The organism is Paenibacillus sp. sgz302148, from assembly GCF_056120465.1.
In genome coordinates this window covers 26,867-52,740 of record NZ_JBVYOJ010000005.1, presented here as the reverse complement: position 1 = coordinate 52,740, position 25,874 = coordinate 26,867, and the positions used below count along the sequence as shown (strand labels likewise).

The window sequence follows — 25,874 nt, the reverse complement described above, 5'->3', positions numbered from 1 at the left end:
TTTATACTGGTAGTTGTTACGGGAGGTGGTAGGCCTACTTTTTCACATTGCAGAATAGAATGGAGAGATCGTTAAGAAGGAAATTCGAGAAAATAGAAGGAGGCAAGAGAGAAAGATGAGTAGATTACGCCGCGTGATGGCATTATCCTTTGCTTTATTGATGGTTTTTACGGTTGCAGCTCCATTCGGGAAGGCGCGGGCGGAAGAAACGCAACCTGCTTTCGGACAAATTTTGGACGAGCGGAAAATGGAAATTGGTCCTGGGGCCGCGTATTCCTGGTATGATATGAAACTGCCGCAAGGTTCTGAGAAGGTGCACACTGTCGAATTCGATCCGAAAAACCCGGCGCTTGATTTGCAGCCCGGGATGACGGATGGCAAAGTATATGGCATGCAGGGCGTCACGAAAATGGCAAACGATGCGGACAAAGAAGGCAATCGGGTTATCGCCGCGATCAACGGGGATTTTTACGATATGTCGACAGGCGTGCCGCTTGGCTTGTTCATGGGGGACGGCGAAATATTGACGAGTCCTCCCGCGCCGTGGGATTGGCTTGCATTCGGCTTGAAGAATGACGGAACGACCGTTTACGGATTCAGCCCAACCTTAAAAAGAACGCTGACGATCGGAAGCAAAACGGTGGAGATTTCCCACATCAACCGGATGCGGGAAAACTCGGAAGCGCTCATGCTGTATACGCCGTCTTTTTACACGTCGACGATGACGAACGACCTTGGCGACGAGGTCGTGCTGGACGTGCTCGAGGGTGAAGTCAAGAGCGGGCAAACGATGCGGCTGAAAGTTTCCGGCATTTACAAGGACAAAGGAAATACATTGCTTGAACCGGGTAAAGTCGTATTGTCCGCCTCCGGACAATATCGTGCCGAGCTTGCCGGTCTGCAGATCGGCGATGAGCTTACCGCTAGCTTTGAGCTCGAAGATAAGTGGAAAGACGTAAAAATGGCGATCGGCGGCGTGTTCATGCTCGTGAAGGACGGCGTGGCGCAAATACATGAGGACAAAACATTGCATCCGCGGGTCGGCATCGGCACAAAAGCGGACGGTTCGATCGTCATGATCGAAATCGACGGCAGGGCGCCGGGCTTCAGCGAAGGCGTATCCTATGACGATCTAGGCAAAATTATGAAGGATATGGGCGTCGTCAATGCACTTTGTCTGGACGGGGGCGGTTCCTCAACTTTCGTGGCGAAGCTTTCAGGGGAGCCGCTGCGGAAAATTTTGAACCGTCCGTCGGACGGAAGCGAGCGTAAAACGGCCAACGGCCTGTTGCTTGTTAATAAAGCGCCGGAAGGCCCGGCTGCCAAGCTTGTCGTTCGGCCGAATATGGAACGGGTGCTCGTGGGATCGTCCGTATCGTTCAAAACGGCCGCGGTCGATGCCAACGGCCATCCGACCGCTTTCGACGGAACGCCGGCATGGACGGTGGATCCGGCGATCGGCGCGTTTGACGGAGCAGACATGTTCATAGCCGGCAGCACTGCCGGGATTGCGAATATTTCCGTAACGGCAGGCGGCTTGACGGGCAGCGGCAAGGTAGAGGTTGTCGATGCGTTGACGGAGCTGAAGCTTCCCGACGCGGTCAAAACATTTTCCTCCGGCCAGTCGGTGCCGCTTTCGGTGACCGCTTTGCGCGACGGGCAAGTCATTCGCGCGGATAACGCGAAGTTCGAATGGCGGACGGAAGGCCCGATCGGCTCGATCGACGCAAACGGCGTATTTACGGCGACGATCGAAAAGGGAGTAAACGGCAAAATTTATGTCAAATATCAGAACGTCGAAACGTCGATGGACGTCAACGTTGGACTTCCTCCGGTCATCCTGGAAGATTTCGAGAATGGTGTCGGCAATTATTTGACGACTGCCGGCGCAAGATACAAATCGGTAACGCTGAGCGAAGAGACGAATGAGGATTTCGTCCGATTCGGCAACAAAGCGGCTAAGCTTGAGTACGATTTTACAGATACGATCGGCACTTCAGGAGCCTATATTGCGGCCAAGGACTTGAGCACGAATATTCAAATTCCCGGTTATCCCGAAAAAATAAGCGTATGGGTGTACGGGGACGGCAAAAAGCATTGGCTTCGCGGACAAATCCGCGACGGCAACGGCGGTGCGGTAGGCATCGATTTCGTCGATCAAACGGTCGGCGTTGATTTCACCGGCTGGCGGTATTTGGAGGCCGTTGTGCCCCAAGGCAGACCGCTGCCGCTGCGCATGGACCAGCCGATACGTTACATGGAAACGAAAAACGACAACAAAACGAGCGGAGTCCTCTACATCGACCAGATTCGGGCCGTTTATGGGCCGGTGAGCGACGACATGGATCCGCCGGTAATCAAGGATTTGTCGCCTGCCGAAGGCAGCACGGTGCATACGAATACGCCAAAAATTCAGGCGTTCGGTGAAGATTTTGGGTACGATCCAGCCACCCATCCGGGGACTACGCTGATCGATCCGGACAAAATCCGTCTTTATGTTGACGGTGCGCTCGTGCAGCATACGCTGTACCCGCCGAAAGGGCAAATTCATTATACGCCGAATGTTCCTTTGGCGGATGGGGTTCATCTGGCAAAGCTCAAGATTAGGGATCTTTCCGGCAACATAACGGAAAAAGAATGGATGTTCACGGTAGATACGGGATCGTCGAAAATCATGTACGACAGTCCGCAAGCCGTATATGCCGGCAATGCGTATACGGTCGATCTTAAAGCTTTCCAAGCTTCTAATATTAGAGACGGTCATATCGAATTCGGTTTTGACATGTCGAAGGTAGATGAGCTTCAAGTTATTAAAGGCGACAAACTTACGAATGATCAGCTTACTTCAATAGTCGATCCGGCTGCAGGAACGGTTCGTGTGCAATTCAGCAATTTGTATGAAGCAGGACTGACTGACCAGGATTTGATCGGGCAAATTCAATTCCGGGTGAAATCGGATGCGGCAGGTACGCTGAATGCCGTGTTCCGCTCCGGGGCGATTACGTTTAAGGATCAAGGAAATACGCAATTCGGGTTTTTCGGCTTGCCGGTTGCAGCCGAGATCAAGAACCATCTGAAGCTGACGTGGGACGAATTTGGCGTCGTAGAGGGCCTCACGACTACGCTTAAAGTTACGGGCGAGGACGGAGTGCCGATTGCAGATGCAAAAGTCGCGCAGGTGAACGGACCCGAGATCGGGATCACGGATGCGAACGGTTTGCTGCGAACGAATGTTTTGACCGCCGAAGTGAAGGAATATCGATTGCAAGCCATGAAAGACAGCATGTACAGCGCCGTCGAGAAGTTCAAAGTATCGAAGATGGCGGGAAGCCCTACGCCGATGAATGTCGCCGTTACAATGGGGGCGGATCCGACGACGTCTCGGGCTTTCAACTGGCATACGAATACAGCTATTGAAGGTACGGTAGTCGAAGTGGCGAAGCTGGACGGATTTGTTGACTTTGCTCAGCCGAATGTGCTCAAATTTACCGGCAGCAGCTATATGTTCAATACATGGGACACGGGCACGGTACGTGTGCACAAAGCCATTGCCGAAGGACTTGAACCGGGGACAACATATACGTACCGCGTCGGCGACGGAGCAGGCAACTATAGCAGCCAAGGAACGTTCCAAACGGCTGCGGCGAGCGGCGAACGGACGAAGTTTATTTTCCTCGGAGACTCCCAAGCGACGAATGAAGCCGGATTTAAGCTTTGGGGCGACATTTTGAAAAAAGCGATGGCCGACAATCCGGATGCCGAATTCGTCGTGCAAGGCGGAGATCTGGTGGAAGACGGCTTCAAAGAAAACGAGTGGAACATGTGGTTTGCCGCGGCGCAGGGAGAGCTGATGAAAACGACGGTCGTTCCCGTTGTCGGCAACCATGAAGTAACGGGAACAAGGAAAAACGACGATTTTCTGGCGCACTTCAATCATCCGCAGAACGGAATCGACAGCTTGAAAGGAACAAACTTCTCGTTTGATTATAAAAACGCCCATTTCGTTGTGCTGAACAGCGAATATGATTTTGAGCAGCAAAAAGAGTGGCTGCGCAACGACTTGGCCCATACGGACAAAAAGTGGAAAATCGTCGCGTTCCATCGCGGACCTTACGGCAGCATGTATGATTCCGCCCACATTCGGGACGCATGGGTACCGATTTTTGACGAGTTCCATGTCGACCTCGTCATGAACGGGCACGACCATATTTATTTGCGCACCTATCCGCTGAAAGGCGACGAGATCGTGCCCGACGGGGAAGGAACAACCTACATTGTCGGCGGCTCGAGCGGGCCGAAGTTTTATCAGGTCGTTGAACGAAGCTGGCAAAAGGTGACGGACGGCGAGCAAGTTCAAATGTATATCTCCGCTGAAATCGACGGCAATGAAATGCGATTCGTCGTGCGGACGATCAATGATCGGATCGTCGATCAGTTTACGCTCATGAAACTTCCGCCGCAATCCGTGACGATCGATCAGAAGAATGTCAGCGTGGCGGTCGGGGAAAGCGTCAAGCTGACTGCGACAGTTATGCCTGAAAGCGCCTATGACAAAAGCGTGATCTGGTCGGTTTCCGGCGAATCCAAGAAGGGAGTCGTCCATATTAACCCGGATGGTACGGTTATGGGGGATAAGCAAGGAACGGCAACGATTCGCGCGGCTAGCACGATAGATCCGTCCAAGTATGCGGAGATTACCGTCACGGTGACGAAAAAATCAAAGCCGCCGAAGCCGTCAAAGCCAGGGAAGAATGACGACGACAATCAGCAAGAATAAAACCGGAAGTAGCATGGCGTAATAACGGAGAAGCAATGTAACACAGAAAGACGGGGCTGTTCCTATGGAACAGTCTCTTTGTGTTAATAAGGCGATATTTGCAGGAATCGAGAACTAACGCTTCGACGGGATGGTATATTTTAACTATCCTGTCACGTCGAATTTTGGCATAATAGGGAGATAGAGATTTTACTAGCATACGAGGCGGGGAGTAAATGAAAAAAAAGTTTGTTTCGGCGGCTATGGCTGCTTTCGTCATGTGCAGTACGTCGATGGGAGCATTAGCCGGCGATGCGCGGGAAATGAACAGCGTTTCGAGTCCATCGAGCTATTCGGTCAATAAAGCCGAGGTTGAGCTATGGGCATTTGAAGGCAGCGGGGCCGTACGCACGCCTGTCGTTGCGGGCAACGGCACGATCTATGCGTCCACGGAAAGCGGGATGCTGTACGCGCTGGATCGTGAAGGCATTATGAAGTGGCGCGTACCGACGTATACGAACCTGACTTCGCCGGTGTTGGACGGAGGCGGAAAACTATGGTTTGGCGGAGCCAACGCCAGATTGCTGCAGTTCGATCAGGCGGGCAAAGGCGGCGAGACCCATATCGCTTTCTTCGAAGGCAAGAAAGACGGGCAGCTGCCTTCCGTGCCGGTACTGGATTCGGAGGGGAATGGTTATCTGGCCTACGGCAGCCGGTTGCTGGCGTTTGATCCGAAAGGCAAATCGATTTGGACGTTCGCGCTGCCCCATGGCGCGGAATACCGCGGCGTCTCGATCGGCGGAGATGACACGATCTACGTTAGCGCCATGACTTCCGACCGAGGATACGTCTTCGCGGTCGATACCGCCGGACGGCTCGTATGGGAGTATGAAATCGGCGGGACAAGCCCTTTGCAACCCATAAATCCCGTGATCGCCCAAAACGGAACGGTTTACATCATTACGGGAGAGAAGCTGCTCGCTTTGAAGGTCGACGGTACACTGTTATGGGAGCGGGAAGCGTCTTATGCATCCCGTACGCTTATGACGCCTGCGATCGGTAAGGACGGCACGTTGTACGTCACTGCGGCGAACGGCGGATTAACGGCGGTTCATGGCGGAGACGGGAGCGTCAAATGGTCGGCCGGCGGCAGCGGATCGCAGCAGTTCGTCGCATCCCCCGTCATCGACAGCACCGGAACGATATACATCGCAGCGTCGGGAGGCGAACTTGCCGGTTACGATGCGAACGGCAAGCTGGTATACGCTTATAAAGGAAGCGCGGGCAAAATCACCGGCAACCTTGCCATAACGGCGGATGGCAAGCTGCTGTACGGAACGGCGGACGGCAAGCTTCACGCGATCGGCCCGCGCAAGCCGGTGCAGGTTCAGCTGCCGGCGAAAGAAGAAAGCGTGGAAATCGGCGATACGTATTTCGTCACGGATAAAATGAAACTCAGCGCCGACGTACCGGTTTCATTTACTTCAAGCAATCCGAAGGTTGCCAAGGTTGATGGAAAAGGTAAAGTCACGGCGATTGCCGTAGGGAAAGCCGATATTGCGGTAAACGTGGCAGACAAGCTGTATGAGGGCTCCGGCATCTTGAAGCTGAACGTCGTGAAGCCGCAGCCGCCGGTGCTGGCCTTTCAGCCGCGAGCAGCTTCGGAGAAGGTTTCGGTCGGAGGCAGGACGTTCACCGTCCAGACGGTGCTCATTCCGAAGGGAATGCCGGTTGCGGCCGGTCTCGCCGATCGCAAGGTAGGCAAAGTCGCCGATCTGTCGTCGATCGCCAAGGCGTATAACGCGGACATTGCGATCAACGGGACGTTCTTCGAGGCATACGGCGGCATTCCCGAACCGTGGGGAACGGTCATTTCGCAAGGCCAAGTCGCGCATGTCGGCAATGTCGGGTCCGCGGTAGGGTTTACGCGCGACGGGCAAGTACTGTTCGACACGCTGCGGGTGAAGATCGAAGGCGGCGCGGGCGGCTCGTATTCGTGGCCGAACAACTGGTACGCCTACTTCGTCAACAGGACCCCGTCTCCGAACGGCAATGCCGCCATTTTGTTCACGCCGCATCGCGGAGCGAAGCTGGGCTTCGCTTACGGAACGTCGGTTGTCGTGCAAAGCGGCAAAGTGACCAAAATCGTCAAAAACGAAGATGTCGCCATCCCGGCGGACGGCTTCGTGCTCAACTTGACCGGATCGGAGCGGGTGCTTGCCGACCGGTTCAAGGTTGGCGGGGAAGCGGAGTATCGCCTTCGCTATGAGAACAAGGACCGCAAGGAGCTCGATTGGAGCAAGGTACAGACGGCGTTTGGCGCCGGGCCGCGTCTGGTCAAGGACGGCAAGAAGGCGGTTGATCCGAAGGCGGAAGGGTTCACCGAAACGAAAATCTTGTCGAGCGGAGCGGGGCGAAGCGCCATTGCGGTGAAGAAGGACGGTACGATCCTGCTCGCGACCGTATCCGGCGCTACGATCGACCAGTGGGCGCAAGTGATGCTGAAGCTGGGCGCATATCAGGCGATCAACCTCGACGGCGGCGCCTCGTCCGGGCTGTATTTCCAAGGTAAAACGCTCACGAAGCCCGGCCGGCTTATCAGCAACGCGATCATCTTCGGAACGAAGCTGAACAAATAGATTAGTTTTGACTCCAATGGGTGCTGTGACATTTGTCACAGCATTTTCTTGTTTGATGAGCTACATTGATGCTAGCCATGAGGATACATAGACGGGGGATACATAAGAATGAAGCTTAGCATCGTCAAAAAAATGGTTACCGGCATCGTTGCATTATCGATTACGACCTACGGCTGCAGCGCGTTTTTTATTTTTTTCCTTAAACCGCTGATCGCGCCGGATATGCGGGATTTGCTGTACATTCCGATCATTCTTGGGCTTGGCATCTTCTGGACGGGGTTGCTCGGATGGCTCGCCGCCCGGTGGTTCATCGGTCCGTTACTGAAGCTCGCCGTTGTTGCCGACGAAGCGGCGACGGGCAACTTGAAGGTGGAAATTCCGAGCCGCCGCTCCGACGATGAACTGCGCAAGCTGAGCCTGTCCTTCGACAAAATGATCGCAAACCTCCGCCATATGATCAAGGAAATGACGGGCAATGTCGCGCTCACCAGGCAAAATGCCTCGACGCTAAGCGCCGCGATGAATCATGCCGCATTGCGGATCGAGTCGATCGCCGAAACCGTCGATTGGATCGCAAGCGGCGCCGATGCGCAAGCCGAATCGGCCAAATCGATGCTAGCATCGGTCGAGCGTATGGCCGCGGCCGGCGAAGTTATTGACGAGAAGGGGCGCCGTACGCGCATGTTATCCGAAGAAATGGTTCGCGCCATTGAAGAAAGCGGAAGCGTCGTACGCTCGTTGTTGAATGGAATGCGGGAGCTGGCGTTGTCGAACGGCGAGTCGATGCAGCTTGTCGGCAAGCTGAACGCGAAGGCGCAGCAGATCGGCGATATTTCGCAAGCGGTGGGCGGCATTGCCGACCAGACCCACTTGCTCGCCCTTAACGCATCGATCGAAGCGGCGCGGGCCGGGGAGGCGGGCAGAGGCTTCGCCGTTGTCGCCGGCGAAATCCGCAAGCTGGCCGAGCAAAGCGCCGTAGCCGTCAAAGACATCAATGAGCTGCTGGGCCAAATCGAAACCGGCGTAACCAGCGTCGTTACGAAAATATCGGCGCAGGAAGACATCGCCGTCCGCGAGCAGGAGCACGGCGAAACGGCGAACCGCATGTTTGAGCGGTTGAACGAGGCTGTGCTGGAGACGGCGGGGGCGATCCACGAAATCGCCGATGTCGTCTCGGGGCAGAGCGGGTTGTTGAAGCAAGCGCTCGCCGAAACGAAAGAGATTTCGCAAATTGCCGATCGAATTTCCGTCGGCGCAAGAGAAGTCGCATCCGCGGTTCAAGATCAGACGGCGATCATGCAGGAAATCGCTTCTTCCTCGGACATCCTGCGCGGCGAAGCGGACCAGCTGCAATCGGAAATCGCAAGATTCCGGGTTTAGCAGCAATAGCAATACGAAATGCCCCCGATGGTAACTTCTCGTTACCGGTCGGGGGCATGTTTCATTCAAGCATTAACTGTAAAACATGTTGTTAATTTCATTGTTGTTGGTCATTTTGGGCTGATTAACTGGAAAACATGTATTTAATCCGGCGAGAAACTAGGCCTTTGGTGAAATAGAGAGAATTTAACTGCAGTATTTCCCGTTATTTTCATCCATAAGCGATTCTCACAAGTAATAACTGCATGTTTTCCCGTTATTTATCCCAGTGCGACCGTTGACGCATCAAGATGTCTAGATCACGCTGACGCTAACGGCAACGGAGCACGATTTGTTTCGTAAATTAGATTTTCATAACGCCGCCGGTGCTGGCCGACGTCACGAGCTTGGAGTAACGGGCGAGGTAGCCGGTTTTTACTTTTTGCTCGAAACCTGGCCATGCCGCTTTCCGTTTTTCCATTTCCTCGTCGCTGATTAGCAGTTCGATTTTGCGGTTCGTCAGATCAAGCTCGATGATATCGCCGTCTTGTACGAACGCGATCGGTCCGCCTTCCGCCGCTTCCGGCGAAATGTGGCCGATGCTGATGCCGCGCGATGCGCCCGAGAAACGTCCGTCGGTAATTAGGCCGACTTTGGCGCCGAGGCCCATGCCGACGATTTGCGACGTTGGCGCGAGCATTTCCGGCATACCCGGTCCGCCTTTAGGGCCTTCGTAGCGGATAACGACGACGTGGCCTTCTTTGACTTTGCCGTTCGCAATGCCATGCAGCGCATCTTCCTGCGAATCGAAGCAGATGGCAGGGCCTTTATGGTAGCCGCCAACCGATTTGTCGACCGCACCCACTTTAATGATGGAGCCGTTTGGCGCCAGGTTGCCGAACAATACGGCAAGGCCGCCTTGCTCGCTGTGCGGGTTGTCGATCGTACGGATGACGTCCTTATTTTGAATTTCGCAGCCTTCGACATTTTCGCGGAGCGTTTTGCCGGTAACGGTAATGCATTCGCTGTGCAGCGAACCCGGTTTTTTCAGCAGCTCGTTCAGGATGGCGCTCACGCCGCCCGCATTGTGCACGTCTTCGATATGGTAATCGGATGCCGGGGCGATTTTCGCCAAATGCGGCACGCGCGCAGCTACTTCATTGATCCGTTCGATTGGATATTCGAAGCCGGCCTCATAAGCGAGGGCAAGCGTATGAAGTACGGTGTTCGTCGAACCGCCCATCGCCATGTCAAGCGCGAACGCGTTGTCGATCGCTTCCAATGTCACGATGTCGCGAGGCTTCAGATCCATCTCGATCAGCTTCATCAGCTGTTTGGCCGATTGCTTCACGAAATCTCTACGTTCCGGTGCGACGGCGAGAATGGTGCCGTTGCCCGGCAAAGCGAGGCCGAGACCTTCGGCAAGACAGTTCATCGAGTTGGCCGTGAACATGCCCGAACAGGAGCCGCATGTCGGACAACCGTATTGCTCCAGCTCCTGCAGTCCTTTTTCGTCGATTTTGCCGGCTTGGTATGCGCCGACGCCTTCGAATACGGAAGACAGCGAAATCGAACGCCCGTCGGACGTTTTGCCGGCTTTCATCGGTCCGCCGCTGACGAAAACGGTCGGAATGTTGACGCGCAGGGCGCCCATCATCATGCCCGGGGTAATTTTGTCGCAGTTCGGGATGCAGACCATGCCGTCGAACCAGTGCGCGTTAACGACCGTCTCCAGGGAGTCGGCAATAATTTCGCGGCTCGGCAGCGAATAACGCATGCCGATATGGCCCATGGCGATACCGTCGTCGACGCCGATCGTGTTGAACTCGAACGGAACGCCGCCCGCTTCGCGGATCGCTTCTTTGACCAGTTTGCCGAATTCTTGCAAGTGAACGTGACCGGGTACAATGTCGATATAAGAGTTGCAGACGGCGATAAACGGTTTCCCGAAATCTTCTTCTTTGACGCCCGCGGCACGCAACAAGCTGCGGTGCGGCGCACGGTCGAAGCCTTTTTTGATCATATCGCTTCTCATTTTAGCGTTAGCCATGACAGAATCCTCCTATGAATAAGTCCATTTCATTAGATTCTATCATTTTTGTTCCAAAAATAAAATAAAAAATGCCTTGGGGCTTGATTCCAAACTTTTGCCATACGCAATCCGGAGAGAAGATGGATTCGTCGCGCAATACCGCAACTGCGATACGAGATGAAAAGGGATTCGTCGCGCAATACCGCAACTGCGATACGAGATGAAAAGGGATTCGGGGGGGAACAGGCTGCCTGGAGCAAGTTGGGAGTACGGCTTAGAGCAGCCGTTAGAACGACAAGAAGGGCCTCCCCGGGAATAGGGACTGCCCTTCAAATCACACGCGTTATGAAGCGTTCTTTGATTCCTTCACCAATGGCCCCTGAACGCATCTTCGGGCGGCCCGTCTTCATCCGGATATTCGCGAGGCATCGATTCGTGCAGCGTTTGATTCTCGTAGGAGAATGCATTGCCCGATCGCTGGTCGTCGCGCCACGGCGTGCTTTTGCCAAGCTCGGACGAGACGATGGTTGCGCCGTAAGGGCCCTCGGGAAATTCTTCGCTCGTCAAATCGTTGCGCTGCGATTCGACGGTTGCAAGGTCGGTGTATTGCTGTTTTTTTTCGCGCAAAAATTTGGGCATGGCATGGCACCTCCATCAAAAAGGACTTGATGCCATTGTTCCCTGATCCCGGAAAACTATGCGGCCGCTCGTCAGTCCGTGAAATGCACGGTGCCGACGACAAGCGACAAGAAATCGGTTAAATCAACCGCTTCTTCCTCCGTCAGCTTAAACGTATATTCCAGGTAGCCTTCTTCCTCCAGGTCGTCCGGTCCAATGATGGCCGTTTTGCCGGATTGAAGGTCGGTTACAAGCTTCTTGCCGTAGAAACGATTCGTTGTCGTAATCGCCAGGTCGAATCTCCGCATGCTATGGCCGATAAAACAGACGTAACGGGTCGACGTTTGCTCCGTGCTGTCCGATAAAAAGTCAAATTCAAATCTCGACATCCGGTTCACTCCTTCTGAAAGTCATACAGATGATTATACATGAACGGCAATGAGCGGGCAAAGCACTTCCTATACATACGTTCCGGACGCGAACGATTCGAACCGTCAATTGGATCGGAGAGAGATTGGGATTGTAAAATATGGAACCGTATGCTATGATTTCATTATATTCATCAACCCGGAGGAAGCACCTCTTCTACGACTCAGTAGGAGAGGTGCTTTTTGTCGTTGCGATGGATAAACGACCATAAGGAGGGCATGGAATGAATCTGATTTTTATGAACAGCTTGGAGAAGAGGGTGGATGAAGATCGCGTCACGACGGCGCAGGTGTCGATTTGCGAGCAGCAGGGCATATGGCACGTATTCTGGAACGAACCGCGGGAGAACGGGCAGGAGGAGCAATCAGTCTGGTTCGAGGGCGCTTATTGGGACGAAATGATCACCGTATTCCGCCACCGCATCGCATTGAAGATCGGCGAGGGCTACCGCCCGGTGCTGGAGAGCATGCTGGACGAGCCGTCGCAGAGCAATCGGGGCAAATATACGCAGGCGCTGCAATTTTACAGCGAGACGAACGGCAGCGAGGAGCTGTACGAGCAGCTTCGCGGGTGGCGCCGGACGCAAGCGGCGAAGGACAGCAAAGTGCCGTACATTCTCGCTTCCAACCGAGAGCTGCGGATGATCTGCGCGTTTCTGCCGCAGACGCCGGCGGAGCTGCAGCAAATTCCCGGCTTCGGCGACAGCAAGGTGAAGCTGTACGGCGAAGCGATCATCGAGCTGACACGCGCCTACGAGCGAACGACAACGTTCCCGCTGGATTGGGTGCGCCAGGAGGTCGATCCGCAGCAGTTTCTGCAATGGCAGCAGAAGCAGCGCGAGATGAAGTACAGAATGGAGATGGACAAGCAGGTCGACAAACGCAAAATACTCGAGGGCATGCGGCGCGGCGAAAGCTTGAACGAGCTGCAGCAAGGCGTGTCGATGCCGAGAAGGGAACTGCTGCTCTGGATCGAAGAGCTGGACAAGGAAGGCTACGACACGGAGCCGCTCGTCGAGGTTGAGCTGCAGCGCGTCCCGATGGCCGAGCAGGAAGCGGCGTGGAAGGCACTGGAGGAGGAGGGCGACCGGTACTTGAAGCCGCTCCTGAAGAAGGTGTACGGCGAAGAGGAGCTCAAGGGCAAAGATCTCGATCAGGCCTACGAATGGCTGCGTCTGATTCGTCTTCGTTACCGCCGGGAGAAAGCGCTGCACGATCAGGACGCTGCGCAAGCGGGATGAGCGATTTCCCCAAGTGAATCTGACGATACAAAAAACGTGCGCCGCACCTCGAACCGAACCGCAGATCGGATCAACGTGTTGCGCACGTTTTTTAATTAAACAGGGCCATCGTCACAACCAGTCTTTTTTGCGGAAAATATACAGCATCGCCGCGCCGAGCAGGAACATGACGGCAAGCAGGACGATGGAGCCGTATTGGTAATGCATCAGCGGAATAAAATCAAAGTTCATTCCGTAAATGCCGGTAATGAAGGTAAGCGGCATGAAAATCGTCGTCAGCGCCGTGAACACGCGCATGATTTCGTTCGCCCGGTTGGCCAGGCTGGATTGATAGGCTTCTCGTAAGTTGCCTACCAGCTCTCGGAACGTTTCGAACGTCTCGGAAATTTTGACGGCATTTTCATGGATGTCGCTAAAATATTTTTGCAGCTGATCGTCAATCAGCTTCAGATCTTTTTTGTTTAACGTAAAGATAAGCTCTTTTTGCGGGCCAAGCACTTTACGGAGCCACAAAATTTCGCTTCGCAGACCGATAATTTCGATCAGATGCGATTTTTTTGTATGCATAAGAATGTCTTCTTCAAGATTTTCGATTTTGGCTTCAATCCGGTCGCCGACCGAGAAATAATTGTCCACGACCAAGTCGACGAGGTGATACAGGAACCGGTCCGGCGTGCTGACTTCCTCTTCCCATAGGAGCGGCTTGAGCGCGCGCAGCTCGTTGATTTTCTGCTTCGTCACCGTAATGATGAAATGTTTGCCCAAGAAGATGTTCAGGGCGCGCAGGAAAATCTCTTCGTCGTCGTACCGGATGCTGTTGATCACGATAAAATAATGGCCTTCGTAAATTTCGATCTTCGGACGCTGCTCTTCGACGCTTAAGCAGTCTTCCACCGCGAGATCATGCATGTGGAATAACGGCTGCAGCACTTCCAAATCTTCAATCCCGGCATCAATCCAATAAAAGCCGCTATCCGGCGGCGTTAGCGTTGTGGCAATATCCTCGACGAGCGTGAAAATGCCGTTGTTGACCATGCGAATTTTCATCTGATATTCCTCCTTTTCGTTTGCGGGAAGCTCAAACCAGCTCCGAAAAACGGGCAGGACGATATCAGCGGCCACGGCACCCTTATGTTAGGTCATGCAGGGAGTGCGCGCCGACAGGTTACGTTCTTTAACGATGCCCTCGAAGCTAGTATTGCCTTTTCATTCCGGCGGTTACGCATGCCGCAGCATATTGCGGGCTTCGGTCGGTCGCCTTCCATACATGTTCCACCTCTTTGCACACAGTTTGCAGTACCTGTCTAGTATATAATGCAAATGAAGGCGCGGGCAAGCGGCAAAATGATCATTTATCGCGGTTTACGCGCCCTTTACAGACTATGGCTTATAGTGAAAACTGTGACTTGACGATAGAGGATTTTTCGATTAGAGTAAGGATTAAGATTGTGACAACTGCATATTAATCATGCTGTTTTCTTATCAAGAGTAGGCGGAGGGACTAGCCCAATGATGCCCGGCAACCGGCGTTTCCGAACAGGTCACGCACGGTGCTAATTCTTGCGGAAGCTTTAATGTTTCTGAGAGATGAGAGAGGCGCCCTGATGATGGATGACAAGGACACCTTTCTTTTTGTGGAGGGGTCCTTTTTTTCATGGTGCCAAGCGTCTCCTACTCCAACATGAATTTATTATTTTGTAAAAGGAGCGGTTGCTATGCCGATTAAAGTACCGGACAATTTGCCTGCCAAAGAAGTGTTAGTGAATGAAAATATTTTCGTGATGGACGAATCTGTTGCGTATCACCAAGATATCCGCCCGCTCAAAATCGTCATCCTGAACATTATGCCGACGAAAGAAACGACGGAAACGCAGCTGCTTCGCCTTATCGGCAACACGCCGCTGCAGGTTGAATTCGTGCTGCTGCATCCGAAAACCCATACATCCAAAAATACCGATCCCGAACACCTCGAGCAATTTTACAAAACGTTTGAAGAAATCGCTCACGAGCGGTTTGACGGCATGATCATTACCGGCGCTCCCGTCGAGCAGATGGATTTCGAGGAAGTGACATACTGGGAAGAGCTGAAGGACATCATGTCCTGGAGCCGCACGCACGTTACCTCGACGATGCATATTTGTTGGGCCGCGCAAGCGGGCCTGTACTATCATTTCGGCGTACCGAAATACGGGCTCGACGAAAAAATATTCGGGGTATTCCCGCACACGATCACAAAGCGCAACGTGAAGCTGCTGCGCGGGTTCGACGAAATGTTCTTCGTTCCCCAGTCCCGCCATACCGAGGTGCGCAAGGAAGACATCGAGAAGGCCGAAGGCCTCGAAATTTTGTCCGAATCGGAGGAAGCGGGCGTATATATCGCGGCTTCGACCGACGGCAAGCAAATTTTCGTGACCGGACATTCCGAATACGATCCGCTGACGCTGAAATGGGAATACGATCGGGATGTAGCCAAAGGTCTTGCGATTGCGCTGCCGAAAAATTATTTTCCGCACGACGACCCGAACCGTCTGCCGCTATCCACATGGCGCGCGCATGCCAACCTGCTGTTCTCGAATTGGCTGAACTATTACGTTTACCAAGAAACGCCGTTTGATTTAGGCGCTGGAATATAATTTTGCGATTTTGCCGAATTAAGCACATGCTTTCGAAGCGAGTTTTGTTGCGAAGCTTGTCTAAGAAGCAAATGCTTCACAAAACTTTTAGGAGGACATGACCGACCATGAAGATTGAAAGCCGTTTAGCTCAAATCGGATCGCAGGAGGAGCCCGTTACCGGAGCGGTCAGCTTCCCGGTTTACCAAGCAACCGCATTCCGCCACCCGAAGCTGGGACAAAGCACCGGGTTCGACTATTCCCGCACCAAAAGCCCGACCCGCGCCGTGCTGGAGGAAGCGTTCGCCGAACTGGAATCGGGCGACGCCGGATTCGCCTGCAGCTCCGGCATGGCCGCGCTGCAAATCGTATTCGCTTTGTTCAGCCAGGGCGATCACCTGCTCGTTTCGCTGGATTTGTACGGAGGGACGTATCGCCTGCTTGAGAAGGTGATGAGCCGCTTCGGCGTGACGGCGACCTACGTCGATACGAACGATCTGGACGCGCTCGAGGCGAACTTCCGCGACAATACGAAAGGCTTGCTGATCGAGACTCCAACGAATCCGCTCATGATGGTGACCGATCTTGAGTTGGTGTGCGGCTGGGCGAAGAAGAAGGGCATCCTCTCCATCGTCGACAATACGCTGCTGACCCCGTTCTTCCAGCGTCCGATCGAGCAGGGCGCCGATATCGTCGTGCACAGCGCGACGAAGTATCTGGGCGGACATAACGATGTGCTGGCCGGTTTGATCGTAACGAAAGGCAAGGAGCTGTCCGAGCAAGTGGCGTTCTTGCATAATTCCATCGGCGCCGTTCTCGGGCCGCAGGATTCTTGGCTGCTCATGCGCGGCATGAAGACGCTCGCGCTTCGCATGGAACGGCACCAGTACAATGCGACGCGGATGGCGGAGTTCCTGTCGGCACATCCCGACGTGGAGGAAGTGTTTTACCCGGCGCTGCCGAACCATCCTGGGCACGACATCCAGAACAAGCAGTCGAGCGGCAATACCGGCATCTTCTCGTTCAAAATGAAGGATGCCCGCTTCATCGAGCCGATTCTGCGCCATGTGAAGCTGATTGCGTTCGCGGAAAGTCTGGGCGGCGTCGAATCGCTGATGACGTATCCGGCCGTGCAGACGCATGCCGACATTCCGGAGGAAATCCGCCGCAAGGTCGGCGTTGACGACAAGCTGCTTCGTTTCTCGGTCGGCATCGAGCATATCGACGACTTGATCGCCGATTTGGGCGGCGCGATCGAAGCGGCAAAACGCGAAATATTCGGCTAGACAAACTGCCGACGGAGGGGAAGGAGGATTCCCGCTGCCGTCGGCTTTTTTATGTTCTCGACCGTCCCCCGCTTTGCGTCCTCGCGATCCCACGCCCCCACGTTCGCGCATCCACGCCCTCAAGTCGGTGCATCCACGCTCGTAAGTCCGTGCACCCACACCCTCAAGTCGGTGCATCCACGCCCTCAACTCCGTGCACCCACGTTCTCACGTCTGTGCATCCCCGCCCTCAAGTCCATGCATCCAAGTCCTCACGTCCGTGCACCCACGCTCTCACATCCGCGCATCCACGGCCTCAGATCCGTGTATCAACGTCCTCAAGTCAACGCATCCACGCCCCCACGTCCACGCATCCCCGCTTCTCTGCGTCCCTATGTCCCATAGGGAGATGGGGAATGCGGCATAGCTGCAAAAGTACAGGTATTTTCTGCGTTTGAACGCAAAAAGCAGTAAATTGCTGCAAATGTGCAACTATTTTTCGATGAACCTGCCGACTTAAGGGAACTAGATAAAAATAGATGCACAATTGCATTTATTACTAACCGCATGTAAGAGCCTGGGGAAATAGCTGCATTTTCGCAGTTATTTCTATCCAAGGGGCTTCCAAATCAGCGGAAAAAGTCCGTTATTGTTCACGATTTTGGAGGGTGACGTTGGTAGGCGAATTATGTTACGATGGAATGGATGGGAGTGAATATCGATGAGCCAAATCGATTTAATATTGAATAAAGCCGCAAGCGGCGAACGGATCAATCTGGAAGAGTGTATCGCCTTGTTCGAATCCGACGAAATCGAAAAAATGGGCCATACCGCCAATCTCATTATGCAAAAATGGCATCCGGAGCCGATCACGACGTTTGTTGTCGGACGGAACATTAACTATACGAACATTTGCGACGTGTACTGCCGGTTTTGCGCGTTCTACCGCGCGCCGGGTTCCAAGGAAGGTTACGTCCTTCCGGACAAGGTTATTTTCCAAAAAATTCAGGAGACGCTCGACGTCGGCGGAACCGAAATTTTGATGCAAGGCGGCACGAACCCGGACTTGCCGTTCAGCTATTATACCGACCTGCTGAAAGCGATCAAGCAGCGCTTCGACATTACGATGCATTCGTTCTCTCCGGCGGAGATCATGAAAATGAAGGAAGTGTCCGGCGGTTTGTCGTTGGAGGAAGTCGTTCGCCAGCTGAACGAAGCAGGCCTCGATTCGTTGCCGGGCGGCGGCGCTGAAATATTGGACGACCGCACGCGCCGCAAAATCAGCCGCCTCAAAGGCTCCTGGCGCGACTGGATGGACGTCATGCAAACGGCGCACCGTCAAGGCATGCATACGACGGGCACGATGGTCATCGGCTTCGGCGAGTCGATGGAGGAGCGCGCGCTGCATTTGCTGCGCATCCGCGACGCGCAGGACGAGTGCATTCAGCAGAAGCTGAATACGCCGGGCTTCCTGGCGTTTATTCCGTGGACGTTCCAGCCGGACAATACGAACATGAAAGTCGAAAAAGCGTCGCCCGAGGAATATCTGAAGACGCTCGCGATCAGCCGCATCATGCTCGACAACATTCCGAACTTCCAATCGTCATGGGTGACGATGGGGCCGGAGATCGGCAAGCTGACGCTCAGCTACGGCTGCAACGATTTCGGCAGCACGATGATCGAGGAGAACGTCGTATCCGCGGCAGGCACGACGCATAAGGTCAACATCAGCTCGACGCTGCAAATCATCCGCGAAGCGGGCAAAATCCCGGCGCAGCGCAACACGCGCTACGAGATCCTGCGCGTATTCGACGACAACGCGACCGTGGAGAAAGATTTTGTAATGCAGAACTAATCGTAATAAATAGCAACCTCCGCTCCACGAATTTTTTCGCGGTGCGGAGGTTTTTTGTTGGAAAGCCCAAGTTTTACGTCGCATAGTTTCGTGTGGTCGATCTAACATTGCATTTTTTATACGGATACTAGTATGGTGCCGGTACAAGTTCATTCGATTGTATTTCGTACAATCGGAATTCCAAATCATGTGATTTGAAGAGGGGGAATTCAATTTTGATTGCACATTTTGCAACGGATTTCCTTTTTTACTCGAATTCAGAGGATTTCCATTGCTCGTTATGCAATGATGATCTGACAGGGCTTGATGCGGTCGATGCTGCTGCTGTTGAACACATACGACAAAGAATGGATGTCGTCGGACGTCGAAAACATGTGTCCTTATCCCGACTTAGAAGAAATCCTACCGCGAACATAATTCAACAAGTCCCCTTGTTCTCTGTAAACACCGACCAATTGCTCGATTTGTTCGGTATTCATTCCGGCATGCCGCAACGCTTTTCGGAACGCCTTTATCCCTTGATGCCTTCGGTAAAATACCGCAGGAACAAGCAGACTCCCTTTCCCAACAACCTTTAGGATACCTGATAGCAGAACTAGCCAGCGCATATCAATGATTCGAAAAGCTGGAGGCTACCGACTTGAGCGTTCCGATATAGTCTTTGGCCATTTCCAGCGCATCTGCAGGAGGGATGCCCGCATCCACAAGCCCTTTGTAAAATTGGCCGACGGCCAGCCCCATCTGAGCGCCTGCTTGTTCTGAATACAGCGATTTGATAAGCTCATTCACTAGCTTGGGGACTTTATCCGACATGACCTCCATCAGTTCGCCGATTTCTTTTGTAGGGATATTACTCATAACTAACATCTCCTTATCAGTTGATTTAAAGTATGATATGCCAGGCTCGGCATTGTCATCTTGAAGATCCAATTCACCAAATCCAGCGGGGAATCCACAGTTTGCTCCAGCTCCGTCGCTTTGGACTTCACTTGCTTGAGCCACGCCGACTTCTGACCGGGAGGGAGCGAAGCGGAGATTTGCTGCATTTGCCGGAACAATGTCAGCTCTTCCTTCAAATATTGTCTGAACCGGGGATCTTGGCGGATCAATTCAAACACTTGCATTTTAGACTCCGCATCCAACCAGCCTGCAACATATTGCAATGCAAGCTCCCGCAGTTCTTGTTCCCGCTGATCCATGCTACCCCTCCTCCATCCAGTTCATTAGTTTTCTTTTTGCATAATAACATTTGCTCTTGATAGTCCCTTCCGATAATCCCGTAAGCTGCGCAACTTCCCGGTAGGTAAGACATTCTACGTAAATACAATACATAATCGTTCGGGAGACTTCGTCCAATCGACTCAGCATTTCGGATAAATCAGCACGCAAGATGAGCCGGTGTTCGGGGGAAGCCTCATGCGCCTGTGCCTGCTCCAGCTCGATTTCACTGCTTGTTTCCATATTTGACTTGCGAAGCCGATCGACCATTTTATGGTGTGCGATTGTTAAAATCCAAGCTTTCATGGATCTGACGCGAGGCGCTTTGTCCAGGTTCGTATAAACAGATAAGAAGGTGTCTTGAAAAATATCTTCAATCAGATGCGTGTCACGAAGCTTATATTTCAAATATGAATAGACGCGATCTGCAAATTGTTCGTAGATTCCGTCAAATTCCACATTTCCCCACCCCCTCACTACAATAGTCGTTATCAAACCGAGATTAGTTCGAATCGCCCGATGATTTTTGAAAAATATTTTTATTGGACTAGCAGAAGTTCAATAAACGCACTAAAATCATACTTTCCTCCCATTTCCTCAACTATGAACACGATTTGAGCTCTTTTCTTGCTTTTCGCAGCTTGGATCTGCAAGATTCGAGATAATCGCCGAACGACAGAGATAATCCAAGAAAACAAAAGGTTATCCGTCAAGTAAGCGCTCCACTCCTTCGCAGGTTTCCAATTCGTGCCTCATTTCGCTTGAAAGCCGCCTTTACAGTTTCAAGAGCGAGGAGTATGATTCAATTCATGATTTACCAATTCAACGAATTGCTTCAATGATCGCTGAGTTTCCGAACAGGAAAACGGGGGAACCAACCGCGATATGGCCGTCTGTGTGAGAGCGGATTGCGATGTCGCATGGGGTGAATCCTTAAGGTCAAACAAGATGACCTTGGGGTAGGGCGAACTCTCACCGCCCGAATCCGGCAGCTAACCTCGTAAGCGTGGATGGAGAGAGGAGTGACACCGTGATCGTGTAAACGACCGCAGGGGTTAAAGCCTCTGTGGTTTTTTATTGTCCAAAAACGAAATGTGATGAATCATAATGCATCTTTATCGCTGAGTCTCCGAGCAGGAGAGCGGGGGAACCAACGGCCGCGGGCCGATGTGAATAAGCATCGGGCCGAAGCCACGGGGTGAATCCTTAAGGTCAAACAAGTTGACCTTGGGGTAGGGCGACTTCCACGTCCGAATCCGACAGCTAACCTCGTAAGCGTATAGGGAGAGGCAACGATTGTCGTGCTTTCCAACTGCGATTCGAATAACGAATCGCATGATGCCGGAAGCCTGCGAGAAGAGTTCCTCATCTCGCAGGCTTCTTTGTTGTTGCTTTCTCCTTAAAGTACAAGGAGGAGAATTGGAATGGAGAATACCTATCAGCCGGAGGAATCCGACGGGGAACCGCAGTTTACGCTGGTGTACGCACCGAACAAAGCGGGAGAAAATTTTGTGAAGCTTTTGAAATATAAAAAAATTCCGTATGCCGTCTTGACGAATACCGAAGAGGCAAGAAGCTATTGGACCGGCCTCGGCGTACAGCATGTCATCTGCATCGATTCGGCGGATCACCAGACTTGGATCGTGCCTGAGGTGGCCGTCGGCAATGTTTACATTTTCGAACAAAGCCTGAATTTGTGCTGCCGTTTCATTCAGGTTTGCCGGACGTGGACGTCCAAGTCGATTTATGTCATTACGCAAGGGGCAAATCCGCGGATGATCTATCGGGGGTTAGGCGCGGATTGCGTCGTGCATTCAAGAACCGGTGAGGTTGCGTTTCTGCTGCAATCCTCCGAGAACGGGTAGGAGTTGATATTCAATGTTGGACTTATATATGATTTCGGCGCTAGCCGCCGCGTTCGGCTTGTTTTACGGATTTCTCCGTTGGTGCGACAGCGTGGTTGAGACGGGAGGCGAGCCGAAATGATCGTCGTGCTGATCGCAGCGCTGTTCGTATTCGTATATTTGGCTTATGCGCTAGTGAATCCGGAGAAGTTCTAATGTAAAGATGCGGAGGAGAGTTTAGATGGGAATGATACAAATCGCCGCGGTCATCGCGCTGCTTTTATTGCTTGTCAAACCTTTGGGGACGTACGTGTATCGCGTCTTTTCCAATGAATCGAATTGGAGCGACAAGCTGTTCGCGCCGGTCGAGAAGCTGATATATAAAGCTGTCGGCTTGCGCAACCGCTCCGGGATGACATGGAAAAAATACGCGTTAAGCTTTATTCTGACCAACATTGCGCTGGTTGCGATCAGTTATATTGTATTGCGGCTGCAAAAAGGTCTGCCGCTGAACCCAAGCGGGACCGACAACATGGAGCCGACCCTGATTTTCAATACGGTCATCAGCTTTATGACCAACACGAACCTACAGCATTACAGCGGCGAATCAGGACTTAGCTATTTCTCGCAAATGGCGGTTATCACGATGATGATGTTCACCTCGGCGGCGACCGGCTTTTCGGTGGCGATCGCGTTCGTGCGCGGCATTACGAGCAAAGGGCAGCATATCGGCAACTTCTTCGAAGATTTCATCAAGGCGCATACGCGGATTTTTTTCCCGTTCGCCGTTGTCATTACGCTGCTGCTCGTCGCCTTGCAGGTGCCTCAGACGCTGCAGCCTACGGTTACGGCGACAACGCTTGAGGGGGCCGTGCAGCAAATCGCGATGGGCCCGGTTGCTTCGCTGGAATCAATCAAGCATTTAGGCACGAACGGCGGCGGATTTTTCGGAGCGAACTCTTCGCACCCGTTTGAAAATCCGAACGCGTTAACGAACGTCATCGAAATGCTGTCGATGTGGGCGCTGCCGGCGGCATTGCCGTATACGTACGGATTGTTCGCCCGTAACAAAAAGCAAGGCTGGGTGATTTTCTCAGCGATGATGACGTTGTTCATCCTGTTTCTGTCGATTGTCTTTTATTCGGAAAGCCAAGGCAATCCAGCCATTAATGCGCTTGGCGTCGATGCTTCGCAAGGCAGCATGGAAGGCAAAGAAGTCCGCTTCGGTATCGCGCAGTCGGCCTTGTTCACGACGGTGACGACGGCGGCAACGACCGGTACGGTCAACAATATGCACGATACGCTGACGCCGCTCGGTCAGATTACGCCGCTTGCCTTGATGATGCTGAACTGCGTGTTCGGCGGCAAAGGCGTCGGACTCGTCAATATGCTGATGTACGCGATACTGGCCGTGTTCTTGTGCGGGTTGATGGTCGGGCGAACGCCGGAATTTCTAGGCAGAAAAATCGAAGCGCGCGAAATGAAGCTAATTGCAATCGCGATTCTAGCGCATCCGTTCATCATATTGGCACCTACCGCGATTGCGTTTCTCACCGATCTCGGAAAAGGCGCGATTACGAACCCGGGCTTCCACGGCATCTCGCAAGTGTTGTACGAGTATACGTCGTCCGCTGCGAATAACGGCTCCGGCTTCGAGGGACTTGCCGACAATACGCCGTTCTGGAACATCTCGACCGGACTCGTCATGCTGTTCGGCCGCTATATTTCGATGGTGGCGCTGCTGGCTGTGGCGGGATCGATGGTCCGCAAGCAATGGGTGCCTGAAACGATCGGCACGTTCCGCACGGACAACAAGCTGTTTACCGGCATTCTTGTCGGAATCGTGCTGCTCATCGGCGCATTGACCTTCCTGCCGGTGCTGGCGCTTGGACCGATCGCCGAATATTTGACGCTTCGATAATGGGAGAGGTGCAATGATCATGGGAACTCCGCGTAAAAAAATGTTGACCGCGCCGATTGTGAATCAAGCGGTTAAAGATAGCTTTAAGAAACTAAACCCGGTGCAAATGATGAAAAATCCGGTCATGTTCGTTGTTGAGGTTGGCACATTCATCGTGCTGTTGATGGTGTTGTTTCCCGGATATTTTCATACGACCGGGGACCTTGGGTTTAACATTACCGTGTTCTTGATTCTACTGTTCACGCTGCTGTTCGCGAACTTCGCCGAGTCGCTCGCGGAAGGCCGAGGCAAAGCGCAAGCGGCCACGCTCAAGCAGACGAAAAAAGAAACGATGGCGAACAAGGTGATTTCCGGCGGTTCCGGCGTCAAAGCCGTTCCGTCGACCGAGCTTCGAAAAGGCGACATTGTCATCGTCGCGCAAGGCGAGCTGATTCCGGGCGACGGCGAAGTGATTGAAGGGCTCGCTTCGGTCGACGAGTCGGCGATTACCGGCGAATCGGCCCCGGTCATTAAAGAAGCGGGCGGCGACTTCAGCTCGGTCACGGGCGGAACCCGCGTCGTTAGCGATACGATCAAGATCCGCATTACGAGCGATCCGGGCGAGTCGTTCATCGATCGGATGATTTCCCTCGTCGAAGGGGCAAAACGCCAAAAAACGCCGAACGAAATCGCGTTAAACACGCTGCTCATCAGCTTAACGCTTATTTTCCTCATCGTTGTCGTTACGCTGAATCCGATCGCCGCGTTCGTGAACGTGGATTTGAAAATCCCGGTATTGATTTCATTGCTCGTCTGTCTCATTCCGACGACGATCGGCGGTTTGTTGTCCGCAATCGGCATTGCGGGAATGGACCGCGTGACGCAGTTCAACGTGCTGGCAATGTCCGGCAAAGCGGTGGAGGCATCCGGCGACATCAATACGATGATTCTCGACAAGACGGGAACGATTACGTTCGGCAACCGGATGGCGAGCGAATTCATTGCGGTCGGCTCCCAATCGGGAAACAAGGTCGCCGAGTGGGCCGCGATCAGCTCGCTGAAGGACGAAACGCCGGAAGGACGGTCGGTGCTGGAGTTAATGAAGCGGAATGAATTGAGCTATGACGCTTCTTTGGGCAATGGCGCCGAGTTTATCGAGTTTAAGGCGGAGACGCGGATGAGCGGCCTGGATTTGACGGACGGCCGCAAAGTGCGCAAAGGCGCGGTCGATTCGATCAAGCGATGGGTCGCGGCGCAAGGAGGCGCGATACCGGCGGATTTGGACGAACGGAGCAACGGAATCGCCTCGGAGGGCGGAACGCCGCTTGCCGTTGCAGTAGACAGCGAAATCGTCGGCTTGATCTATTTGAAGGATACAGTGAAGCCGGGCATGAAGGAACGGTTCGACCAGCTTCGCAAGATGGGCATCAAAACGATCATGTGTACCGGCGACAATCCGCTGACCGCGGCAACGATCGCTCGCGAAGCGGGCGTGGACGAATTTATCGCCGAAAGCAAGCCGGAGGACAAAATCGCCGTCATTCGCCGCGAGCAGGCGGAAGGCAAGCTTGTTGCCATGACCGGCGACGGCACGAACGACGCGCCGGCGCTTGCCCAAGCCGATGTCGGCCTAGCGATGAACAGCGGCACGATCGCCGCGAAGGAAGCGGCCAACATGGTCGATCTCGACTCCGACCCGTCGAAGATCATCGAGGTCGTTGCGATCGGTAAACAGCTGCTCATGACGCGCGGCGCTTTGACGACGTTCAGCATCGCGAACGATATCGCCAAATATTTCGCCATCATCCCTGCGATGTTCATGTTAGCGATACCGGAGATGAACGCGCTCAACGTGATGGGATTAGGCTCACCGTTATCCGCAATTCTGTCGGCGCTTATTTTTAACGCGATCATCATTCCGCTGCTTATCCCGCTTGCGATGAAAGGCGTTGCCTACAAGCCGATGAGCTCGACCCAACTTCTGAGCAGGAACTTGCTGATCTACGGCCTTGGCGGCGTGATGGTGCCGTTTGTCGGCATCAAGCTGATCGACCTCGTCGTGACGATTTGGATTTAAAGACTTATACCTATTAGGAGATGAAAAGGT

Annotated in this window: 19 protein-coding genes and 3 riboswitches; of the genes, 12 read left to right on the top strand and 7 right to left on the bottom strand. The window is 53.3% G+C overall.

Translation table 11 applies throughout. The annotated features are described in order from the left end of the window. The first annotated feature begins 115 nt into the window (after positions 1-115). The 3 genes from AC0LWM_RS09005 to AC0LWM_RS08995 all read left to right on the top strand — a co-directional run bounded on the left by AC0LWM_RS09005 (position 116) and on the right by AC0LWM_RS08995 (position 8,775). Positions 116-4,777 carry a phosphodiester glycosidase family protein gene (locus AC0LWM_RS09005; protein ID WP_474674587.1) on the top strand — a complete coding sequence of 1,554 codons (4,662 nt, stop codon included), beginning with the start codon at positions 116-118 and terminating at the stop codon, positions 4,775-4,777. A 215-nt stretch (positions 4,778-4,992) separates the two neighbouring features. Beyond that, the gene (locus AC0LWM_RS09000) at positions 4,993-7,395 is read left to right on the top strand and encodes a phosphodiester glycosidase family protein (protein ID WP_474674586.1); all 2,403 of its coding nucleotides are present in this window, start codon (positions 4,993-4,995) and stop codon (positions 7,393-7,395) included. A gap of 108 nt (positions 7,396-7,503) precedes the next feature. Beyond that, positions 7,504-8,775 (top strand): methyl-accepting chemotaxis protein, encoded by a 1,272-nt coding sequence (locus AC0LWM_RS08995; protein WP_474674585.1) that lies wholly within the window; start codon positions 7,504-7,506, stop codon positions 8,773-8,775. Positions 8,776-9,118: 343 nt separating this feature from the next. Here the strand turns inward: AC0LWM_RS08995 and ilvD are convergent, their stop codons facing one another. The 3 genes from ilvD to AC0LWM_RS08980 form a co-directional block, all read right to left on the bottom strand. After that, positions 9,119-10,804, bottom strand: a complete 1,686-nt coding sequence (gene ilvD, locus AC0LWM_RS08990) for a dihydroxy-acid dehydratase (protein WP_474674584.1) — start codon at positions 10,802-10,804, stop codon at positions 9,119-9,121. Between the two features lie 348 nt (positions 10,805-11,152). Then, on the bottom strand, positions 11,153-11,425 hold the full coding sequence (locus AC0LWM_RS08985; protein ID WP_474674583.1) for a hypothetical protein: 273 nt from the start codon (positions 11,423-11,425) through the stop codon (positions 11,153-11,155). 71 nt (positions 11,426-11,496) lie between these two features. Further along, on the bottom strand, positions 11,497-11,793 hold the full coding sequence (locus AC0LWM_RS08980) for a DUF3055 domain-containing protein (RefSeq protein ID WP_474674582.1): 297 nt from the start codon (positions 11,791-11,793) through the stop codon (positions 11,497-11,499). 263 nt (positions 11,794-12,056) lie between these two features. Between AC0LWM_RS08980 and AC0LWM_RS08975 the strand changes: the two genes are divergently transcribed. After that, a complete protein-coding gene (locus tag AC0LWM_RS08975) occupies positions 12,057-13,073 on the top strand; it encodes an HRDC domain-containing protein (RefSeq protein WP_474674581.1) in 1,017 nt (338 codons plus the stop codon). 111 nt (positions 13,074-13,184) lie between these two features. On the opposite strand, the gene corA is transcribed toward AC0LWM_RS08975, so the two are convergent. Then, the gene (gene corA, locus AC0LWM_RS08970; protein WP_474674580.1) at positions 13,185-14,120 is read right to left on the bottom strand and encodes a magnesium/cobalt transporter CorA; all 936 of its coding nucleotides are present in this window, start codon (positions 14,118-14,120) and stop codon (positions 13,185-13,187) included. Positions 14,121-14,549: 429 nt separating this feature from the next. Further along, a riboswitch (SAM riboswitch) is annotated at positions 14,550-14,667 on the top strand. 121 nt (positions 14,668-14,788) lie between these two features. Here corA and metA point away from each other — a divergent pair. The 4 genes from metA to AC0LWM_RS08950 all read left to right on the top strand — a co-directional run bounded on the left by metA (position 14,789) and on the right by AC0LWM_RS08950 (position 19,383). Beyond that, positions 14,789-15,706, top strand: a complete 918-nt coding sequence (metA, locus tag AC0LWM_RS08965) for a homoserine O-acetyltransferase MetA (protein WP_474674579.1) — start codon at positions 14,789-14,791, stop codon at positions 15,704-15,706. A 107-nt stretch (positions 15,707-15,813) separates the two neighbouring features. Next, entirely contained in the window at positions 15,814-16,971 is a 1,158-nt protein-coding gene (locus AC0LWM_RS08960) for a PLP-dependent transferase (protein ID WP_474674578.1), read from the top strand. Positions 16,972-17,671: 700 nt separating this feature from the next. Continuing rightward, positions 17,672-18,805: a cyclic dehypoxanthinyl futalosine synthase gene (gene mqnC / locus AC0LWM_RS08955; protein WP_474674577.1), complete on the top strand. Its 1,134-nt coding sequence runs from the start codon at positions 17,672-17,674 to the stop codon at positions 18,803-18,805. A gap of 215 nt (positions 18,806-19,020) precedes the next feature. Beyond that, positions 19,021-19,383 carry a hypothetical protein gene (locus AC0LWM_RS08950; protein ID WP_474674576.1) on the top strand — a complete coding sequence of 121 codons (363 nt, stop codon included), beginning with the start codon at positions 19,021-19,023 and terminating at the stop codon, positions 19,381-19,383. A gap of 31 nt (positions 19,384-19,414) precedes the next feature. Here the strand turns inward: AC0LWM_RS08950 and AC0LWM_RS08945 are convergent, their stop codons facing one another. From AC0LWM_RS08945 to AC0LWM_RS08935, 3 genes are read right to left on the bottom strand one after another with little or no spacing between them, the layout of a single operon-like run. Continuing rightward, on the bottom strand, positions 19,415-19,663 hold the full coding sequence (locus AC0LWM_RS08945) for a hypothetical protein (RefSeq protein ID WP_474674575.1): 249 nt from the start codon (positions 19,661-19,663) through the stop codon (positions 19,415-19,417). Positions 19,664-19,665: 2 nt separating this feature from the next. Further along, on the bottom strand, positions 19,666-20,004 hold the full coding sequence (locus tag AC0LWM_RS08940; protein ID WP_474674574.1) for a hypothetical protein: 339 nt from the start codon (positions 20,002-20,004) through the stop codon (positions 19,666-19,668). 1 nt (position 20,005) lies between these two features. Further along, entirely contained in the window at positions 20,006-20,482 is a 477-nt protein-coding gene (locus AC0LWM_RS08935; protein WP_474674573.1) for an RNA polymerase sigma factor, read from the bottom strand. A 374-nt stretch (positions 20,483-20,856) separates the two neighbouring features. Continuing rightward, positions 20,857-21,045: riboswitch (cyclic di-AMP (ydaO/yuaA leader) on the top strand. A gap of 87 nt (positions 21,046-21,132) precedes the next feature. Beyond that, positions 21,133-21,317: riboswitch (cyclic di-AMP (ydaO/yuaA leader) on the top strand. A 130-nt stretch (positions 21,318-21,447) separates the two neighbouring features. Between AC0LWM_RS08935 and AC0LWM_RS08930 the strand changes: the two genes are divergently transcribed. From AC0LWM_RS08930 to kdpB, 4 genes are all read left to right on the top strand, one after another. Then, the gene (locus AC0LWM_RS08930; protein ID WP_474674572.1) at positions 21,448-21,888 is read left to right on the top strand and encodes a hypothetical protein; all 441 of its coding nucleotides are present in this window, start codon (positions 21,448-21,450) and stop codon (positions 21,886-21,888) included. A 117-nt stretch (positions 21,889-22,005) separates the two neighbouring features. Further along, the gene (locus AC0LWM_RS08925) at positions 22,006-22,083 is read left to right on the top strand and encodes a potassium-transporting ATPase subunit F (RefSeq protein WP_474674838.1); all 78 of its coding nucleotides are present in this window, start codon (positions 22,006-22,008) and stop codon (positions 22,081-22,083) included. A gap of 25 nt (positions 22,084-22,108) precedes the next feature. After that, the gene (gene kdpA, locus AC0LWM_RS08920; protein ID WP_474674571.1) at positions 22,109-23,788 is read left to right on the top strand and encodes a potassium-transporting ATPase subunit KdpA; all 1,680 of its coding nucleotides are present in this window, start codon (positions 22,109-22,111) and stop codon (positions 23,786-23,788) included. A 19-nt stretch (positions 23,789-23,807) separates the two neighbouring features. Further along, positions 23,808-25,844, top strand: coding sequence for a potassium-transporting ATPase subunit KdpB (gene kdpB / locus AC0LWM_RS08915; RefSeq protein WP_474674837.1), 2,037 nt, complete (start codon positions 23,808-23,810; stop codon positions 25,842-25,844). Positions 25,845-25,874: the final 30 nt, after the last annotated feature.

Excerpts from the sequence above, each read along its gene's own strand:
- AC0LWM_RS08940 (WP_474674574.1), bottom strand. The coding sequence starts at position 20,004 with ATGGATCAGCGGGAACAAGAACTGCGGGAGCTTGCATTGCAATATGTT.
- AC0LWM_RS08925 (WP_474674838.1), top strand. The coding sequence starts at position 22,006 with ATGATCGTCGTGCTGATCGCAGCGCTGTTCGTATTCGTATATTTGGCT.
- AC0LWM_RS09005 (WP_474674587.1), top strand. The coding sequence starts at position 116 with ATGAGTAGATTACGCCGCGTGATGGCATTATCCTTTGCTTTATTGATG.
- kdpA (WP_474674571.1), top strand. The coding sequence starts at position 22,109 with ATGGGAATGATACAAATCGCCGCGGTCATCGCGCTGCTTTTATTGCTT.
- metA (WP_474674579.1), top strand. The coding sequence starts at position 14,789 with ATGCCGATTAAAGTACCGGACAATTTGCCTGCCAAAGAAGTGTTAGTG.
- corA (WP_474674580.1), bottom strand. The coding sequence starts at position 14,120 with ATGAAAATTCGCATGGTCAACAACGGCATTTTCACGCTCGTCGAGGAT.
- AC0LWM_RS08930 (WP_474674572.1), top strand. The coding sequence starts at position 21,448 with ATGGAGAATACCTATCAGCCGGAGGAATCCGACGGGGAACCGCAGTTT.
- AC0LWM_RS08985 (WP_474674583.1), bottom strand. The coding sequence starts at position 11,425 with ATGCCCAAATTTTTGCGCGAAAAAAAACAGCAATACACCGACCTTGCA.
- AC0LWM_RS08945 (WP_474674575.1), bottom strand. The coding sequence starts at position 19,663 with ATGAGTAATATCCCTACAAAAGAAATCGGCGAACTGATGGAGGTCATG.
- AC0LWM_RS08980 (WP_474674582.1), bottom strand. The coding sequence starts at position 11,793 with ATGTCGAGATTTGAATTTGACTTTTTATCGGACAGCACGGAGCAAACG.
- ilvD (WP_474674584.1), bottom strand. The coding sequence starts at position 10,804 with ATGGCTAACGCTAAAATGAGAAGCGATATGATCAAAAAAGGCTTCGAC.
- mqnC (WP_474674577.1), top strand. The coding sequence starts at position 17,672 with ATGAGCCAAATCGATTTAATATTGAATAAAGCCGCAAGCGGCGAACGG.
- AC0LWM_RS08995 (WP_474674585.1), top strand. The coding sequence starts at position 7,504 with ATGAAGCTTAGCATCGTCAAAAAAATGGTTACCGGCATCGTTGCATTA.
- AC0LWM_RS08975 (WP_474674581.1), top strand. The coding sequence starts at position 12,057 with ATGAATCTGATTTTTATGAACAGCTTGGAGAAGAGGGTGGATGAAGAT.
- kdpB (WP_474674837.1), top strand. The coding sequence starts at position 23,808 with ATGGGAACTCCGCGTAAAAAAATGTTGACCGCGCCGATTGTGAATCAA.
- AC0LWM_RS08960 (WP_474674578.1), top strand. The coding sequence starts at position 15,814 with ATGAAGATTGAAAGCCGTTTAGCTCAAATCGGATCGCAGGAGGAGCCC.
- AC0LWM_RS09000 (WP_474674586.1), top strand. The coding sequence starts at position 4,993 with ATGAAAAAAAAGTTTGTTTCGGCGGCTATGGCTGCTTTCGTCATGTGC.